Origin of the sequence: Pseudomonas multiresinivorans (assembly GCF_012971725.1) — a bacterium.
Lineage (GTDB): Bacteria > Pseudomonadota > Gammaproteobacteria > Pseudomonadales > Pseudomonadaceae > Pseudomonas > Pseudomonas multiresinivorans.
In genome coordinates this window covers 3041354-3059795 of sequence record NZ_CP048833.1, presented here as the reverse complement: position 1 = coordinate 3059795, position 18442 = coordinate 3041354, and the positions used below count along the sequence as shown (strand labels likewise).

General features: G+C 66.6%; 6 protein-coding genes. 5 read left to right on the top strand and 1 reads right to left on the bottom strand.

Annotation, left to right across the window (positions count from 1 at the left end):
- Nucleotides 1-81: 81 nt before the first annotated feature.
- Entirely contained in the window at nt 82-1635 is a 1554-nt protein-coding gene (locus G4G71_RS13955; protein WP_240964949.1) for a mechanosensitive ion channel family protein, read from the bottom strand.
- A 377-nt stretch (nt 1636-2012) separates the two neighbouring features.
- Here G4G71_RS13955 and G4G71_RS13950 point away from each other — a divergent pair, with 377 nt between their 5' ends.
- Genes G4G71_RS13950 through G4G71_RS13930 form a run of 5 tightly spaced genes read left to right on the top strand, consistent with a single transcriptional unit; the run spans nt 2013 to nt 18437 of the window.
- Nucleotides 2013-12644, top strand: a complete 10632-nt coding sequence (locus G4G71_RS13950) for a VCBS domain-containing protein (RefSeq protein ID WP_169938471.1) — start codon at nt 2013-2015, stop codon at nt 12642-12644.
- 38 nt (nt 12645-12682) lie between these two features.
- Complete coding sequence (locus G4G71_RS13945; RefSeq protein ID WP_169938469.1) at nt 12683-14233, top strand: TolC family protein; 1551 nt, start codon at nt 12683-12685, stop codon at nt 14231-14233.
- Nucleotides 14214-14999 carry an efflux RND transporter periplasmic adaptor subunit gene (locus G4G71_RS13940; RefSeq protein ID WP_169938467.1) on the top strand — a complete coding sequence of 262 codons (786 nt, stop codon included), beginning with the start codon at nt 14214-14216 and terminating at the stop codon, nt 14997-14999. The genes G4G71_RS13945 and G4G71_RS13940 overlap by 20 nt, the downstream gene beginning before the upstream one ends.
- A complete protein-coding gene (locus tag G4G71_RS13935; RefSeq protein WP_169938465.1) occupies nt 14992-16332 on the top strand; it encodes an efflux RND transporter periplasmic adaptor subunit in 1341 nt (446 codons plus the stop codon). Before G4G71_RS13940 ends, G4G71_RS13935 begins: the two co-directional genes overlap by 8 nt.
- A 5-nt stretch (nt 16333-16337) precedes the next feature.
- Nucleotides 16338-18437 (top strand): site-2 protease family protein, encoded by a 2100-nt coding sequence (locus tag G4G71_RS13930; protein WP_169938463.1) that lies wholly within the window; start codon nt 16338-16340, stop codon nt 18435-18437.
- The last annotated feature ends 5 nt before the right edge of the window (nt 18438-18442 follow it).

Here is an 18442-nt window from a genome sequence, read left to right as displayed (position 1 = left end):
CGGAAGTATGGGGCGGGCGCGGCATCGCAACCTGGGCCCGTGGACGGAACAGGATAGATGAAGGCCCGCAAGGCGCAGGCCTCAGTGGTCGGAAGGTGTTTCAGGCTTCGCTGGCGCCGCGTGCCATTGCTCCCTGGGGACCCATTTCGCTTCCTGCGGGTCGCCCAGGTAGTGCGGCGACATGATCTGCACGCCGTATTCGTTGAACACGTCCTGGATATTCGCGTGCAGTACGCTCAGCAGCAGTGCGCGCGGGCGCGGCTCGCTGGGGATGGCCTGGGCGACCAGGCGGTATTCGGGGTAGAAGTCCGACAGCGCGGTCTGGAACACCTGCGGCGCCGGGGTTTGCAGTATCCCGTCGGTGCGCCGCGCCGCTTCGATGAGCATGGCTTCCACCTGCCGCCACGGGGTGTCGTAGCCAATGGTGACCACGGTATCCACCACGTAGCCCTGGCCCTGGACGATGCGCGAATAATTGCGCGTCACGGAGCCGGTGATCATCGAATTGGGCAGCGTCAGCACCTCGCCCAGGCCGGTGCGGATGGTGGTATTGAACACGCCCACCTCGGTCACCGTGCCCTCGTTGTCGCCAATGCGGACGAACTCGCCCACCCGCAGCGTGCGCGAGTAGGTGAGGATCAGCCCCGAGGCAGCCTGGCCGATCACGCTGGACGCACCGAGGGAAATCATCAGGCCGACCAGCACCGAAAGGCCCTTGAAGGCTTCGGTGCCGGAACCGGGCAGGTACGGGTAGGCCATGACAATGGCGAACAGCCAGATCGCCAGGGAGGTCAGCCGCGTGGTCGGCTGCAGGGTTTCCTCGGTCAGCCAGCGCAGGTTGCCCGGCCGTGCCATGCGTTGCAGTACATGGCGGGAGAAGCCGCTGATGGCGCGGGCGATGATCAGGATGCACAAGGCGACTGCCAGCCCCGGCAGCGCGTCGAGCATGCCGTTGATCAGGTATCGCGCGAGGTTGATCAGATGCACATTGAGGCTCTCGCCCCAGGGCCGGGTATAGGGGAAGCGCGACAGCACGAAGCTCAGCCACTGGTAGCTGAAGAGGAACACCAGCAGCCAGTAGACCAGCCAGATCAGCCGCCCCACCAGGTAATAGAGGTAGCGGCTGCCCAGCAGGGGCATCTGGCCAACCTTGAGACGGCCGCTGTGCCGGCTCATCACGTCGGGCAGGCGAGCCAGCAGTTTGCCCCGCACATAACCGACGCCGCGCAGCAGCAACAGATAGGCCAAGGTGGCCACCGCCGCCAGCCCCAGCGCGCTGAGCAGATAGCGCACGCTGCCCGCTTCGCGATTCTCGGCCACCGCAAGGCGCAGGTTCGCGGCGGCTGCCTCGGCGGCGGCACGCACCGAACTGCCCGGCGGGTCGACATCCTCGGGCGAAACGATGAAGGCGCGGCTATAGCCGAGCAGGACCATGTAGCTGTCCTGGATCGGGTCGAGATTCACCTTCAGCTCATCGCCACCCTGCAGGGCTTCCTCGATGGTCGCCTTGGCGCGGTGCGCACGCACCTGCGGTGACTCGCCGAGCAGCGTGGCGCGAAACACCAGGATGTTGCGATTTTCGACTTTCAGTTCCGCCGCGGCATCGTCGGCAGCGCGTACGGCCGTGGCCGGCATCTCGGCGGCGATCCCTGCCTGCGCCCACAGCCCTGCCAGCCACACCAGCAGCAGACACCTGCCCAGCACTTTCCCCATCCCCAACCCCCGTCGCTCCGGCGCCCTGTCCCGGCCTCTCAAGGACCGCTCGCTCAAGCGTAGCCAAAGTCGGAATTTGCGCCGGACATGCGGCGAAACGTCTCCATTTGTCGGTCGTTACTGCGGAAGCCGCGCCGGGCGCAGAACTGATCCATTCGGCTGTAAGATTTTTGATACTTAACTGTCGCTTATGTCGCTGTTCTGCTTGCGATAATTCGGATTGGTACTAGCGTAAATTGCGTAAGCAGATATGCGTAGGACTGCTTTCCTCGGGGACTTACTTAGCCGGAAGTTAGGAAATGCAGGCCAAATTCCGTTCGAAACTGTTCCAGCCCGCCGCCCACGCGCTCGCGCTGGAGCAACGCATTCTCTTCGACGGCGCTGCCGCAGCGGCTGTCGATCAACAGCATCATGACGCCACTGCGGGCGCCGACGCCAAGGACACGGCCAAGCCGGCCACCGCGGTCGAAGCACGGGCCCAGGCGGCGGCGCCCGCGCAGGCCGCGCCACGCAACCTGGTGGTCATCGATGCGCGCCTGGAGAACCGCGACCAGTTGGCCGCCAACCTGCCGGTGGGCACCACCGCGCTGGTGGTCGACGCCGGGCAGGACGCCATCGCGGCGATCAGCAACGCGCTGACGCAACTGGGCAAGGTCGACTCGATCCAGATCTTCTCCCACGGCGCCACTGGCCAGTTCACCCTGGGCAACCAGACCTTCACCAGCCAGAGCGTCGATCAGCTCGGCGATCGCCTCAGCGCCTGGCGCGGCGAACTGAACGCCGGTGCGGACATTCAGCTCTATGGCTGCGACGTCGGCGCGGGGAGTTCCGGGCAGGCACTGGTCAATGAACTGGCGCGCTGGACCGGCGCCGATGTCGGCGCCTCAAGCAATGCCACGGGTTCCACCAGCGCCGGTGGCGACTGGAACCTGGAAGTGCGCTCGGGAGACGTCGACAAGGCCATCGCCCTCAGTGCCACGACGCTGGTGGACTTCCGGGGCCTGCTGGCCGACGCCAGTCCGACCGTCAGCATGGGCAGCGGTGGATCGGCGGTGCGCCTGGGCGACGACGTGACCTTCACCGTCAGCTTCAGCAACACCTCCACGCAAGTGGGCTACGCCCCCTACATCGATGTCTTCCTGCCGGCCACCGGCCGCGACGGCAACGACGGCGCGAGCTTCGTCAGTGCGACCTACCTTGGCCGTGCGGTGAACGCCACGGTGCTCAACTTCGATGCCAGCGGCAACGCCACCCATCCCCTGGCCAAGGACGCCAACGGCAATCCGCTGGTGATCAACGCCGCCAGCGTCGGCATGAAGCCGGGCGACCAGATGGTGGTTCTGCAACTGCCCTACGCCAGCGTGATCAACGGCCAGCCGAGCATCGACATCCAGGTCACCGCGCACCTGAGCAACCTTGCCGACACCACCTACTCCGACGGCGCGCCCAACCTCACAATCAACGCCCGCGGCGGCTTCGAGTACGGCAACGACTCGCTGAACAACCCGGCGCAGGACCCGACCCTCGTCGAGGCCGCGCTGCACAGCTTCATCATTACCCCGACGCTGCTGTCGGTGACCCAGACCGTGGACATGCCCGAAGGCGAAACCGTCACCGGACCGAACTTCACGCGCACCGAGACCGTCACCGTCACCCCCGCCACCGGCCAGACGCTGACCAATGTCACCGTTACCCAGACCGTCCCCGACCAGGTGCACGTCAGTGCGATCACCCCCGGCGCTGGCGGCACGCTGACCTCGATCACCCTGCATGACGGCACAGTGCTGACCAACCCGGCGCTGATCGCCGCGGCCCTGGCCAACCCCAACGTATTCGTCAGCAGCTACTCCATCCACTACGACACCCTGAGCGGCCCGAGCACGACCCAGGTCAGCTTCTACGTGCCGGAGATCGACGCCAACGGTCGCCCGGTGATCGACCCGGCCACCGGCAATCCGACGACCATCACCTTCGGTACCGCGACCGTCAACGGCAACTGGAACCCGCTGGACCCGCGCGACCGCCCCACCGATCCGAACGGTTATCCCTTCACCGAGACCGGTAATGGCGCTGGCGTCACCTTCGTCGCCAAATCCATCACCCTGCTCAAGGAAGTCAACCTGCAGAACGACGTCGGCCAGGCCGGCCTGACCCCCGGCGATACCCTGCGCTACAACATGGAAGTGGCCATCTCCGACTTCTTCGCCTTCGGCAAGAACATCCTCGGCCAGGGCCAGTTCACCATCACCGACCATCTCAGCGACGGCCAGACCTTCAGCACCACCAACCCGCCGACCATCGTCATCCAGATGCATGGCGGCAGCCAGGTGATCCCGCTGATCTACACCGCCACGGTCAACGCCGATGGCAGCACGACGCTGGTCTTCGACATCGCCCAATCCATCGCCGCCGCTGTGCAGGGGCCGGGTGTCTACGCGCTGTACGGCGACCTGTGGGGCAACGATCCGCTCGAAGGCGCTACCAGTCTGACCATCGTCTATGACGCGGTCGTCGACACCACGTACACCTCCGATCACCCGCCCCACGACCAGCTCAACGAAGGCGACAGCGTCGGCAATAACGCCACGGTCGATGCCTCCGTGCTGCGCGACTCGGTGAACATCGGCGGCATCCAGACCGATGGTTCCAGCACCACCAGCACCATCCAGACCTCCAACGTCGACATCGACCTGACCACGGTCAATGGCAACGTGCCGCCCGCAGACGGGGAACTGCGTCCGGGCGATGTGGTGACCTTCACCATCACCTACGACCTGCTGGTCGCCGACTACGAGAACTTCACCCTCACCGCCTACCTGCCCCTGCCGCTGCTGAATGCCAATGGCATCAACTGGAGCCAGGGCGCGGGTGTTGGCCAATGGACCTTCGGCAGCGGCAACAATATCGGCGACGTGCCCGACAGCGTCACCACCGGGCCGGGCAACTCGATCATCTTCAACTTCGGCAACTTCGCCTCGGGTGGCCTGAATGGCGGCCGGGTGCAGGTGCAATTCACCATGCGCGTGGGCGACCAGCCCTATGCCGACCATCGTTCGCTGGATGTACTGGCGCAATCCAGCCAGACCACCACCATCGACAAGACGGTACTGATCTCCTCCGACGTCGCGGAGATCGTCTCGGTCGCCGAGCCGGTGCTGGACATCAAGCACGGCGTGGTTTCCAGCAGCAACGGTACGGTCACCGGCACCACCGGCAGCTGGACCGCTCCCGGCACCAGCGGAGTGCCCTTCGGCGGAAGCGTCACGGCTATCACGGCGGTGGATGGCAACGTCAGCGGCATCGACGGCGGCGATACGCTGCGCCTGGCCACGGCGATAGAGAACACCGGTGGCGGCGGCGCCTACGACGTCACCACCAGCGTCACGCTGCCAGCCGGCGTCACTTTCGTCGGTGGCAGCCTGGGCGCTGCCAACCTGCAGATATACCGGGGCGATGGAACCCAACTGATCGCCGGGGTGGACTATAGCGTCAACGGCAACACCATCACCTTCCTCGACGCCAACGGCCAGGCGACCCTCCTCGCCGGCCGCGCCGGCGCCGCCGACGGCAACGACGCTGCCGGCCGCAACGTGGTGGTGATCACCTACGACGTCACCGTCGACAATGCCATCCTCGCCTCGCGCACGCTGCAATCCAGCGCCTCGCTGACCAACTACGCCAGCGTCAACGGCGGCCAGGACTTCACCCCGACCGACCTGACGGAAATCGCCAACCAGCAGGTTGCCGCCCCGACCATCGTCAAGGGCTACAAGGACGGCAGCCTCAGCGCCGACGACTCCAGCGCCGGCCACACCACCGGCAGCAACCTGGTGATCGGCGAGAGCATGACCTACGACATCGTCGTCACCCTGCCCGAGGGCTTCACCGGCAACCTGCGCATCAACGACCTGATCCCGCCGGGCATGCGCCTGGACACCAGCTTCAACGGCGTGGGCTACCAGATCATTACCACTACCCTCGCCAATGGCGGGAGTGGTGCGCTGGCCCAGGACTTCGGCGGTGGCACCCTGAACGTCTCCAGCTTCTCCGTCGACGCTGGCGACGGCGGTGACATGCACCTGGTATTCAGCACGGCGGGCTCCAACGCCGACAACAACACCGGCAACAACGCCTTCGTCATCCGTCTGGTGCTGGTGGCGAACAATGTGATCGGCAACCAGCAGGGCGTGGTGCTGAATAACGGCGCGCAACTGGTCTACAGCGATCCCGACGGCGACACGCCCAACGGCGCCACCGCCGTCGACCGCGCGCTGAACAGTGCCCAGCAGCCCAGCGTGACCATCGTCGAGCCGACCCTGGCGGTGACCCAACAGATCACCACCACACCTGCCTTCGGCGGTTTCGACCAGGGTGATACCGTCACCTTCGACATCACCATCGCCAACAACTCCGGCACCAATGCCTTCGACATCAGCCTGCTGAACGTGCTGCCGACCCAGATCGACAACATCGCTTTCAATGGCACCATCACCTACAACAATGGCGCCACCAACAATGGAACCATCGACTTCATCATCCAGAACGGCCAACTGATCACCGCCAATGGCGCCAATATCGACATCGCCAATGGCGGCAGCATCGTCATTCACCTGACCGGGGTGGTGAACGCCAGCGCTGCCGGCCTGGCAGTGATCCCCAACAATGTCGTGGTGCGCTGGACCAGCCTGGACGGCACCAGCAACACCACCGACACCAGCGCCGGCGAGCGTGGCGGCGACGACGGCCTGCTCAATTCCGGCGTGCTCAACGACTACCGGCAGATCAGCACCCTGCTGATCCCGGTCACCAACGGCATCCTGGTCTCGCGTATCGGCGGTGTCGACGCCACCCCGCCGGCCACGAATTCCTCGGGCGCCATCGACACCACCGGCCTGCAGGAAACCGTGGTGGTCGGCGAGATCGTCCGCTACCGCGTGACGGTGCTGGTGCCCACCGGCGACAACCCCAATTACCAGATCCGCATCGAGCTGGATGCCGGGCTGGAGTTCATTCCCGCCAACCTCAACAACATTCTCATTGCCCTGGGTTCCAGCGCCATCGGCGGCCTCACCACGGATGCCACCAACCTGATCAGCGGCGGCAGCCTGGGCATGATCGGCAACCAGTCCAGCGACGTGGCGCAGGCGATCCACCCGGACCTGTCCGGCGATCACCCCACCGGTATTTTCAATATCAACAGCGGCCGCCTGAACATCGTTACCGACCCCGTCACCGGTCGCCAGACCGTCACATTCAGCCTCGGCAACCTGACCAACACCGAAGTGAACGACGGCGATCTGGAAGGCGTGATCCTGGAATTCAACGTGCGCGTCACCAACATCGCCAGCAACCAGACCGGCGCGCAATTGGGCATGAATGTCGTGGAGCACGTAGGCCTCGGCGACGGGGTCGATCGCGGCAAGAGCGATACGATCTTCGAGCGCGTAGTCGAGCCCAGCTTCACCGGCATGGACAAGTCGGTCATCGACATCGCCGCCGGCAGTGTGGCGGGCACGACCAACGCCACCGTCTCCGTCAGCTTTACCCAGAACGGCGAAGTACCGGCCTACAACGTCGTGCTGCGTGACCAGTTCCCCAGCGGCAGCGACTACGCCATCCAGAGCGTTATCATCAACGGCACCAGCTACACCACCGGCAACCTGCCGGCGGGCGTCACCGCCAGCGTCGTAGGCGGCCAGGTGGTGCTCAACTTCGACCAGTTGAACGTCAACGACAAGGTGCAGGTGATCTACAACGTCACCCTGCCCAATACCGTGATCCCCGACGACGCCAACAGCTCCGCGGTGCTGACCTGGACCAGCCTGCCCACAAGCTTCGAGAATGCCGGTTGGGGCGGCTCGTTGCCGCTGACCGCTGGCGGCGCTGACGGTGAGCGGACCGGCGCGGACGGTGCGAGTGGGTTGAACAACTACATCCTCGCCGACGGCGCCGGCATGGGCGTGGTCCGGGGTACCCTGTGGGACGACACCAAGTCCGCCACCAACAGCGTGACACCTGACGGGCCGGGCCTGGGCGGCATCGCCGTCAATCTCACCTGGGCCGGCGACGATGGCATCTTCGGCAACGGCGACGACCGCACCTTCAGCACCGTGACCGCCAGCGACGGGACCTACCAGTTCGCCCTGCTGCCATCGGGCAACTACCTCGTTGCCGTGGCACAGAACTTCCAGCAGGCGACCGACAATCGCTTCCAGGTGCGCATCGACACCGACACCGGTACCGCCACCACCGGCCTGGGCAGCATCAACCTCGCCCTGGGCGAAGGCACCATCGGCACCGCGGATGCCGGTTACGTGCACCTCAACGAAGCCCCGATCAACACCGTGGCCAACCAGCACGGCGTCGAGGACACCGTGCTGCATATCGTCGGCCTGGCCACCAGCGACGTCGACGTCAACGCAGGCAACGCAAATGGCGTGATGACCGTCACCTTGACGGTGGTGCATGGCACGATCTGGCAGAGCGCCACGGCACCGGGTGCCACTGACGCGCCACCGGCCGGCGCAGGCCGCACGCTGGTACTGACCGGTACGCTGCAGCAGATCAACGTGCTGCTCAGCCAGATCTATTACAAGGGCGACCAGGACTTCAACACCTCGCGCAACAGCGAGACCCTGACCATGGTCACCAACGACCAGGGCAACTTCGGCGACAAGGACGGCGACGGCATCCCGGGCGAGAACCCCGATGACGCGCTGACCGACACCGACGTGATGACCATCATCATCGACCCGGTCAACGATGCCCCCATCGCCCGCCCGGACATCAGTATCGCCATCGAGGCCGGCGGCCTGAACAATGCCGACCCGGGCGTCAATCCGACCGGCAACGTGCTGGACAACGACACCGACGTGGATATCGCCACCAACGGCGATGTAATCAAGGTCACGCGGGTGGAGAACTCCATCGGCGGCTTCGTCACGGTCCCGGCCGCCGGCCCAGTCAGCCTCGTCGGTCGTTACGGCACGCTGACCATCACCGCCACCGGCGGTTACCAGTACGTGGTAGACAACAACAATGCCGAGGTCCAGGCCCTGCGCACCCCCGGTAACGTGCTGCGCGAATCCTTCGGCTATTTCATCACCGACAGCGGCGGCCTCAGCAGTTCGACCTCGCTGACCATCGATATCCACGGTGCCAACGACACCCCCATCGCCAACGGCGATGTCGGCACCGCTATCGAGGCCGGCGGCACCAACAACGGCACGCTGGGCCAGGATGCCACCGGCAACGTGCTCACCGGCGACCCCATCACCGGCGCCGGCGCCGACACCGATGTCGACTCGGTAGCCCTGGGCGAGACCAAGTCCGTCACCCTCATCCGCTACGACGGCCCCGGCGGCGGCCGCGTATTCCCGGTAAGTACCGGCGCTGCGACGTCCGTCCAGGGTGCATTCGGCACCCTGACGATCAATGCCGACGGATCTTACCGCTACGTCATCGACAACACGCTGGCGGCCGTGCAGCGGCTCTCCCCTGGCGATACCCTGGTCGAAGACTTCACCTACCAGATGACCGACGCCGGCGGGCTCAGCTCCGTCACCACCCTGACCATCACCATCCAGGGCGCCAACGACGCACCGGTGGCGGTGGACGACCACAACACCGCCACCGCCGCCGCCAGCGACGGCACCCCGGGCGCGGTCAACGCCAACGGCAACGTGATCACCGGTGATAGCAATGGCGTCGGGGCCGATACCGACATCGATCGGCTCGACCAGCCCAACGCCACCCAGCTCAAGGTCGACGGCGTGCGCTCGGGTCTGGAAACCGCCGGTGGAGCGCTCACCCCAGTCACCACCGGCACACCCGCCGATATCTTCGGCACCGTGGCAAGACTGGCCAACGGCACCCTCATCAGCGGCAACTTCGGCGAACTGACGCTCAACGAGGACGGTACCTACAGCTTCATCGTCAACAGCGCCGATCCGGCCATCCGCGCTCTTACCGCCGGGCAGAGCCTGGACGTCATCTTCACTTACCGCATCCACGACACCGGCAACCTGACCGACCTTGCGCAACTGGTGATCACCGTGACCGGGGTGAACGACCCGCCCGTGGTCAACCCCGTGACGGTCGACGCCATCGAAGCCGGTGGCCTGAACAACAACATTCCGGGCGTGGACCCGAGCGGCAGCATCCGCTCGTCCTACAGCGATCCGGACGGCGACACCCTGACCATCACCGGCGTCATCAGCCCCACCGGCAACAACGGCACCGTGGGCCAGAGCCTGGCCGGCCGCTACGGCAGTCTGGTGCTCGATGCCCAGGGCAACTACCGCTACGTCGTGAATAACGCCAATGCCGCGGTGCAAGCCCTGCGCACCGACGCCGATCGCCTGACCGAAGTCTTCCAGTACAGCGTCAGCGATGGCAACGGCAAGACCGTCACCTCGACCTTCACCGTGGTCATCCACGGCCGCAACGACACACCCATCGCGGTCAACGACACCGCCACCGCCATCGAGGCCGGCGGCACCAACAACAGCAGCGGCGGGCAGAACGCCAGCGGCAACGCCCTCACCGGCGTACCCGGAACCGGGGCCGGCGCCGACACCGACGTCGACTCCGGCGACAGCAAGACCGTCGATGGCATCGGCTTCGGCGTGCTCGGCGCCAATGGCAGCTTCATCCAGGTGTCGACAGGAACAGCCGCGGCGGCCGGCAGCTATGGCAGCCTGAGCATCGATGCCAATGGCAACTTCGTCTACGTCGTCAACAACGACCTGGCCGCCGTGCAGGCATTGAAGGCCGGCGACACACTGGTCGAGACGTTCACCTACCGCATGCACGACACCGCGGGGGCCAGCTCGCTGGCGCGGATCACCATCACCATCCAGGGCAGCTACGACGCCCCGGTGGCCAACGACGACATCAACTATGCCGTGGCCAACCTCGACGGCAGCGGCGGGCGCAACCCCACCGGCAACGTGATCACCGGCCTGACCGGGATCTTCGACGGTATCGGCAAGGACACCGATGTCGATGCCGGTGACCACATGCGCGTCACCACCATCGCCAAGGGCCCCGAGGGCGCGCAGGTAAATACCGTCGCGGTGGTGCCGGGCAGCCCGCAGACCATCCTGGGCGCCTTCGGCACCCTGGTGATCAACGCCGACGGCAGCTACCAGTACTTCGTCGACAGCAACAACGCGACCATCCGGGCGCTCGGCCCGCTGGCATTCGCCATCGAGGAATTCACCTACCAGGTGACCGATGACGGCAACCTCAGCGACCAGGCCACCCTGGTCATCCTGATCCGCGGCGAGAACGACCCGCCGATCACCTCGCCGGACTTCGGCACCGCGGTGGAGGACGGCGGCCTGCACAACAACGTGCCGGGCAGCAATCCTTCGGGCAACGTGCTGGCCAACGACACCGACCCGGACACCATCACCACCATCCCGCAGGACGTGATGCACGTGGTTTCGTTCTGGGCCGGCGACAGCCCGACGTCCACCACTGTCACCGCGCCCGGCCAATCGTTGCGCGGCCAGTACGGCACGCTCACGCTCAACCAGGACGGCAGCTGGAGCTACGCCCTGGACAACACCCTGCCGGAAGTCGAAGCCCTGCGCGCCAGCGGCCAGACCCTGCAGGACAAGTTCACCTACCTCGGCTCGGACATCTGGGGCGGCGCCACGCCCGGCCTGCTGACCATCACCATCGACGGGCGCAACGATACCCCGATCGCCAGTGACGATACCGCCACCGCCGTCGAGGCTGGCGGCGTGAACAATGGCACCCCCGGCGTCGACCCGCGCGGCAACGTGCTGGACAACGACACCGACGTCGATGGCGTGCAGTACGGCGAGACCAGGACTGTCGTCCACTACACCAGCGAGAATGGCAACACCGTCAGCGCCGGCCAGGTGCTCCAGGGGCTCTACGGCAAGCTGACGATCAACGCCGACGGCAGTTATCAGTACGTCGTGGACAACGCCAACCCGACGGTGCAAGCCCTGCGCACCGCCGGCGAAACCCTGCGCGAGGTCTTCACCTACCGCATGCGCGACACCGCCGGTGCCACCTCCGACGCGCGCCTGACGGTGACCGTCCAGGGCGCCGACGACAACCCGGTGGCGCGCGACGACAACAATGTCGCCAGCGACGAAACCCCGGCGCCGCAGGCCACCGGCAACGTACTGCCCAACGACAGCGATGTGGATGGCGGCGACCGCCTGACCGTCTCGGGCATCCGTACCGGCGAGGAAACCGCCAGCGGCACGGCCGGCGTCGTCGGCCAGCCGATTGCCGGCCGCTACGGCACCCTGGTGCTGAATGCCGACGGCAGTTACACCTACACCATCGACCTGAGCAATCGCGAAGTCCTCGCCGCTGCAGGCCTGGGGCAGATCCTCAAGGACTACTTCACCTACACCATCAGCGACCTGGTCGGCCTGACCGACCAGGCGCAGCTGACCATCACCCTGAACATCGCCACGCCCTTCATCCCGGCAGGGCCACACTTCGACCGCTTCGGTGACGACGGCTACCCGCGCGACCGGATACCCGACGTCGACCCGGCGATCTTCGTGCAACCGGTGGTCGAGCGCATCGATGATCGGCTGTCGCTGTCGGCCTGGGGTGCCGACGGCAGCAACATCGACATCTTCGCCACGCCGGAGATCGAAAGCCCGTCGCTGGGCGCGCAACTGGGCCAGGTGAAAGGCCAGTTCGTCGCTCGCGCCGTGGCCGAAAGCCGCCGTGCCGCCAACCTCGACACGCGCTGGGTCGATGGCCGCCACGGCGTCATCAGCCTGACCGCCGACGGCCTGCTGCCCGACCCATCGCTGTGGGCGCCCTTCCCCGCCGACATGGTGGGCAAGGCGGAAAAACCCGCGCAGACCGCACCAGGCTTCCGTGCCCAGCTGCGTGAGGCTGCCCAGCGCCGGAGCGGTGGCCAATGAGGAACATGCGACCCATTCAGATCGATCAAGGACAGAACATGCCCGCCTATGCACTGAAATGCCTGAGCGCCACCATCACCGTGAGTATTCTGCTCAGCGCCTGTTCGGCGTTCGAGCCCAAGCCTTACACCGAGGAGGAAATGCGCCAGCGGGTGATCGAAGACCAGGCACGGATGTACAAAGAGCAGGAACCGGTCAGCGGGCCGATCACCTTCTACGAAGCCTCCGCGCGAGCGTTGAAATACAACCTCGACTACCGCCTCAAGCTGCTGGAAAGCGCGCTGGCCTCCGACCTGCGCGACGTCACCAGCCACGAGATGCTGCCGCGCGTGGTCGCCTCCGCCGGCTACGCCGGGCGCAACAACGATTCCGGTGGCACCTCCATCGGCATCGAGGACCGCCAGGTCAGCTTGCGGCCTTCGACTTCCGAGGAGCGCTACCGCCAGCTCTACAGCCTCGGCCTGTCCTGGAGCCTGCTGGACTTCGGCGTCGCCTACTTCCGCACCCAGCAGAAGAACGACCAGATGCTGATGGCCGAAGAGCGCCGCGAGAAGGTCGCGCAGAACGTCCTGCAGGACGTGCGCAACGCCTACTGGCGCGCCCTGGGCGCCCAGCGCCTGCTGCCGGAAGTGGACGGCCTGCTGATGCGCACCCACCGCGCCCTGACCTCCGCCCGCGAGGCCGAAGGCAAGGGCCTGCTGCCACGCCAGGACATCCTCGCCTACCAGCGCGCCCTGCTCGACTCGGTGTACATGCTCACCGTGCGCCGCCAGGACCTGGAGTTCGCCCGCGCCGAGCTGGCCGCGCTGATGTCACTGCCGCCGAATACCAAAATGGTCCTGGCCGACGTCGGCGAACAGCCGCTGCCGCTGGTGACCAACAACGTCGACCAGCTCGAGCGCCTGTCCCTTGAGCGCCGCCCGGAAATCATGGAGGAGTGGTACCGCAAACGCGTCGACATGAACGACCTGAAGATCGCCAAGGCCCAGCTGTGGCCCAACGTGAGCTTCAACTACGGCTACGAGTACGACTCCAACAAGTACCTGTACAACAACGACTGGAACCAGACCGGCATCAACGTCTCGATGAACCTGCTGCGCTTGGCGCAGTACCCGGACATCAAGGCCGCCGAAGCCAGCCAGGAGAAGACCGACGACATGCGCCGCACCGCGCTGTCCATGGCCATTCTCACCCAGGTCCGGGTCGGCCTGCTGCGCTACCAGCTGGCGAAGCAGGAAGTGGAGTTCGCCGACGAAAGCCTGCGCGTCGACCAGAGCCTGCTCAGCTACGCCCAGTCCGCCCGTGGCGCCGCCCTGGGCAGCGAGCTGGAGCTGATCCGCGCCGAAGGTCGCTACCTGCTCTCGCGCTACCAGCGCGAAGCCGCCTACTCCGACGCCCAGGCCGCGTGGGGTCGCCTGTACAACTCGGTGGGCTTCGAGGTAATGCCCAAGGAGATCGAGAACCACGACGTGAAGACGCTGGCCCGCGAGATCCAGCGCACCCTCGAACAGCAGACCAGCACCAACCTCCTCGCCAGCAGCACCCCGAGCAGTCAACAAGGAAGCGCCAATGCCGCACCTGCGCAGTAAAACGTCGTACCTGCTTCTCCCGTTGTGCCTGATGTTCCTGCAGCCGGCGCTGGCCGACGATGCCAGTACCGGCCTGCCGCCGATGCCCGACAACCAGGACCCCGGCGCCATCCGCGTGCTGCTGGTCTCCGCCCTGGAAACCACCCTCTCCGCGCAGATGAACGGCACCCTCGGTGCGCTCAAGGCCAGCCTCGGCGACAAGGTCGCCAAGGACGCCGAGCTGGCCCAGCTCAACTGCGTCGAAGTCAACGCCCGCGCCAAGGTCGCCGCCGCCGAGCTGAACATGGCCCGCGCCAGCCTCGCCGCCAAGCAGAACCTGCGCAAGCTCGACGCGGTGGGCGACCTGGAAGTGGCCATGGCCAACACCGAGCTGCAGAAGGCCGACGGCGCCCTCACCCTGGCGCGGGCGCAGGCCGGTTACTGCCTGGTCGATGCGCCCTTCTCCGGGCGTATCGCCAAGGTCTACGTCAAGCCGTACCAGACCGTTTCCGCCGGCACGCCGCTGTTCGACCTGGTCAGCGACGGCGCGCTGAAAGTGCGCCTCAACGTGCCCTCCTCGATGCTGCCCAACCTGCGTCCGGATATGCCGCTGGAGGTGGACATCCACGAGACCGGCAAGCACTACCCGGCCAAGGTCAGCGTGATCAACGCGCGGGTCGACGCCGTGGCGCAGACGGTGGAACTGGAGGCGAAGCTGGATGCCAGCTACCCGGAACTGATCGCCGGCATGAGCGGGGTCGCGCGCTTCCCCGAAAGCCATGAGTGAGCTGCTGCCGCCACCCCAGCTGCTGCTGAGCCTGGCCAATGTGCGCGACAAGGCGCTGGCGGCCGACTCCCTCGGCGGCCTGGCCTTCAGCATCGCCAACGACCTGTTCCCATTGCTGCGCTTCCACCAGGCTCTGGTGTTCGCCTGCCACGACACGCGCAACGAACTGCTGGCGGTGTCCGGCCTGGCCAAGCCCACCGAGGATTCGCCCTACCTGGTCTGGCTGGAGCGCGCCAGCCGCTGGGTTGCCACGCAATTGCCCGACGCCACGCCCGCCTGGCTCGCCCGTGAGACCACCGCGCCGCCGGCGGATATCGCCGAAGGCTGGGCCGAATGGTGGCCGGCCGGCCTCTGGTGCGTGCCGCTGCACAACCGTGCGGGCAAACGCCTGGGGCTGGTGCTGTTCCTTCTCGACGAAGCACCGGCGCGCAACCTGCAGCCGCTGCTGCAAGGCATCTGGCAGACCTGGGCGCACGCCTGGGCCTCCTTCGGTCCGCGCAGCCAGCTGCGCTACTGGCGGCCCAGCAAACGCCAGGTGCTGGTCGCTGTCGTCGCGCTGGCCGCGCTGCTGCTGATCCCGGTGCGGCAGACGGCCCTGGCACCGGCGGAGGTCGTCTCGCGCAACGCCCAGGTGATCAGCTCGCCCATCGACGGGGTCATCGTCAAGATGCTGGTTCGGCCCAACCAGAGCGTGGAGGTCGGCACTCCGCTCTTCGAACTGGACGAAACCACCCTGCGCAGCCGCGCCGACGTGCTGACCAAGGAAGTCGCGGTGGCCGATGCCGAGCTGATGGCCGCCAGCCAGCGGGCCTTCGACAATCCGCAGAGCAAGAGCGAACTCACGGTGCTCGACGGCCGCGCGCGCCAGCGTCGCGCCGAACTGGCCGCCGTGCAGGCGCAGCTCGCACGTACCCGCGTGCTCGCCCCGCGTGCCGGCGTGGCCGTGTACAGCGACCCCAACGACTGGCTGGGCAAACCGGTGGTTACCGGCGAGCGCATCCTGCAGATCGCCGACCCGAAGGCACCGGGCATGCGCATCCAGCTGCCGGTAGCCGACGCCATAGCACTGGAGCCGGGGGCGAAGGTGGCGCTGTTCCTCACCGCCTATCCGCTCGACCCGCTGCATGGGGAAATCCTCGACACCAGCTACCAGGCCAAGCCCAGCGACGAAGGCGTCGCCTCCTACCGCCTGCTGGCCAGCGTGGAAAACGCGCCGCCCCATGCCCGTCTTGGCCTGCACGGCACCGCCAAGCTTTACGGCGAGCGTGTGGTGCTCGGTTACTACCTGCTGCGGCGGCCCCTGGCTTCGTTGCGTGCCTGGACGGGCTGGTAGCTCCGATGGACATTGCCGCCGAAGACCTGCCCACTCCGCCCTTGCGTGACGACCTGCGCCTCGACGAAGCAGCACCCGGCCCGGACGGCGAGCCGGTGTGGGTGATTCACGACAGCGTGCTCAACCGCTTCTACCGCATCGGCTGGCTGGAGTTCGAATGCCTGCTGCGCTGGGAGCAGACGCCCCGGCAGATCAGCGAGCAGATCGCCGAGCAGACCGCGCTCAAGCCCGAGGCCGAGCAAGTGCTGGGCTTTCGCCAGTTCCTCGAACAGCACCAGTTGCTCCGCCCCGGTGCCGAAGCCCTGGCGCGGCTCCAGGCGCGCAGCGAGGGCGGCTCCTGGATGAGCTGGAACTGGTGGCTGCACCACTACCTGTTCTTCCGCATCCCGCTGATTCGCCCGCAGCGCTTCCTGCGCGCCATCGCCGGCAGCCTCGACTGGCTGTTCAATCGCTACGTGGCGATCCTGGTGCTGCTCCTGAGCCTCGCCGGCATCGTGCTGGTGACACACCAGTGGGACACCTTCACCCATGACGTGGTGGAGTCCTTCTCCTTCGAGGGCCTGCTCAGCTTCGCCGCCGCCCTGGTGGTGGCCAAGACGCTCCACGAGCTGGGCCACGCGCTGGTGGCGACGCGCCTGGGGCTGAAGGTGGCGCACATGGGCATCGCCTTCGTGGTGATGTGGCCGATGCTCTATACCGACACCGGCGAAAGCTGGAAGCTGCGCAGCAACCGCCAGCGCCTGGCGATCGCCAGCGCCGGGATCATCACCGAACTGGGACTGGCCGGGCTCTCCACGCTGGGCTGGGCGCTGGCCGATCCGGGCCCGTTGCGCAATGCGCTGCTGTACCTGGCGACCACCAGCTGGGCGCTGTCCCTGGCCCTGAACGCCAGCCCCTTCATGCGCTTCGACGGCTACTTCATCTTCTCCGACCTGCTGGACTTCCCCAACCTGCATGAACGCGCCGGCGCGCTTGCGCGCACCACGCTGCGGCGCAACCTGCTGGGGCTGGACGAGCCCTGGCCGGAGCACTTCCCCACCGGCAAGCGCCGGGCGCTGGTGGCCTTCGCCTTTGGCACCTGGGTCTACCGACTGCTGCTGTTCCTCGGCATCGCCGTGGCGGTCTATTACTTCTTCTTCAAACTGCTGGGGATCTTCCTGTTCGCCGTGGAAATCAGCTGGTTCATCGTTCAGCCCGTGTGGCGCGAACTCAAGGTCTGGTGGCAGCGCCGCGCGGAAGTGAAGCCGCGCCGCAAGCTGGTCTTTCTGGCCGTGCTCGGCGGCGTGCTGCTCCTGCTCGCCATCCCATGGCGCACCCAGGTGCACGCCATGGGCGTGGCCCGCGCGGCGCAGCAACTGCACGTCTATGCGCCCTTCCCGGCGCTGCTGCGCGACCTGCGCCCAGGCGGCGCGGTCGGCCAGGGGGAAACGCTCGCTGTGATGGAAGAGCCCGACATCGCCGCCAAGGTGCGTGGCAGCGAAGCCGGCATCCGCGGCTACCAGGGTCGCCTGGCCGGCATGCTGGCCGACCCGTCCGGCCTCGCCGAGGAAGCCGTCACCCGCCAGCGCCTGGGTGTGGAGTACCAGCAGGCGCGGGCCGCCCGCAATGAAATGGCGCGCCTGAACCTCCAGGCGCCCTTTGCCGGCCAGTGGCGGGACGTCAACCCGGACTGGAAGCCCGGCCAGTGGATCAACACCCGCGAGCCCATCGGCGTACTGGTGGACCCGCAGCATTGGCTGGTGGATGCCTACGTCAAGCAGGACGAAGTGCAGCGCCTCACCGACGGCGGCCACGTGCGCTTCTACCCCGAAGGCGTGCCGAGCCCCATCGAAGGCCAGGTGGTGCTGATCGGCACCACGCGCATCAGCCAGCTGGAACAACCGATGCTCGCTTCGCGCTACGGCGGCCCGCTGAACGTCAACCCGCAGGGCGATACCCTGGTGCCCAACCCGGCGCTGTTCCATGTACTGGTGAAGCTCGACGGCGCGCCGCCGGGCCTGCACGAGACCCGCGGGCACCTGCAGATCGAGGGCGCCAGGCGCAGCTGGCTGGGCGAAGGTTTCACCCGCCTGCTGGCGGTCGCCCTGCGCGAAAGCGGGTTCTAGCACAC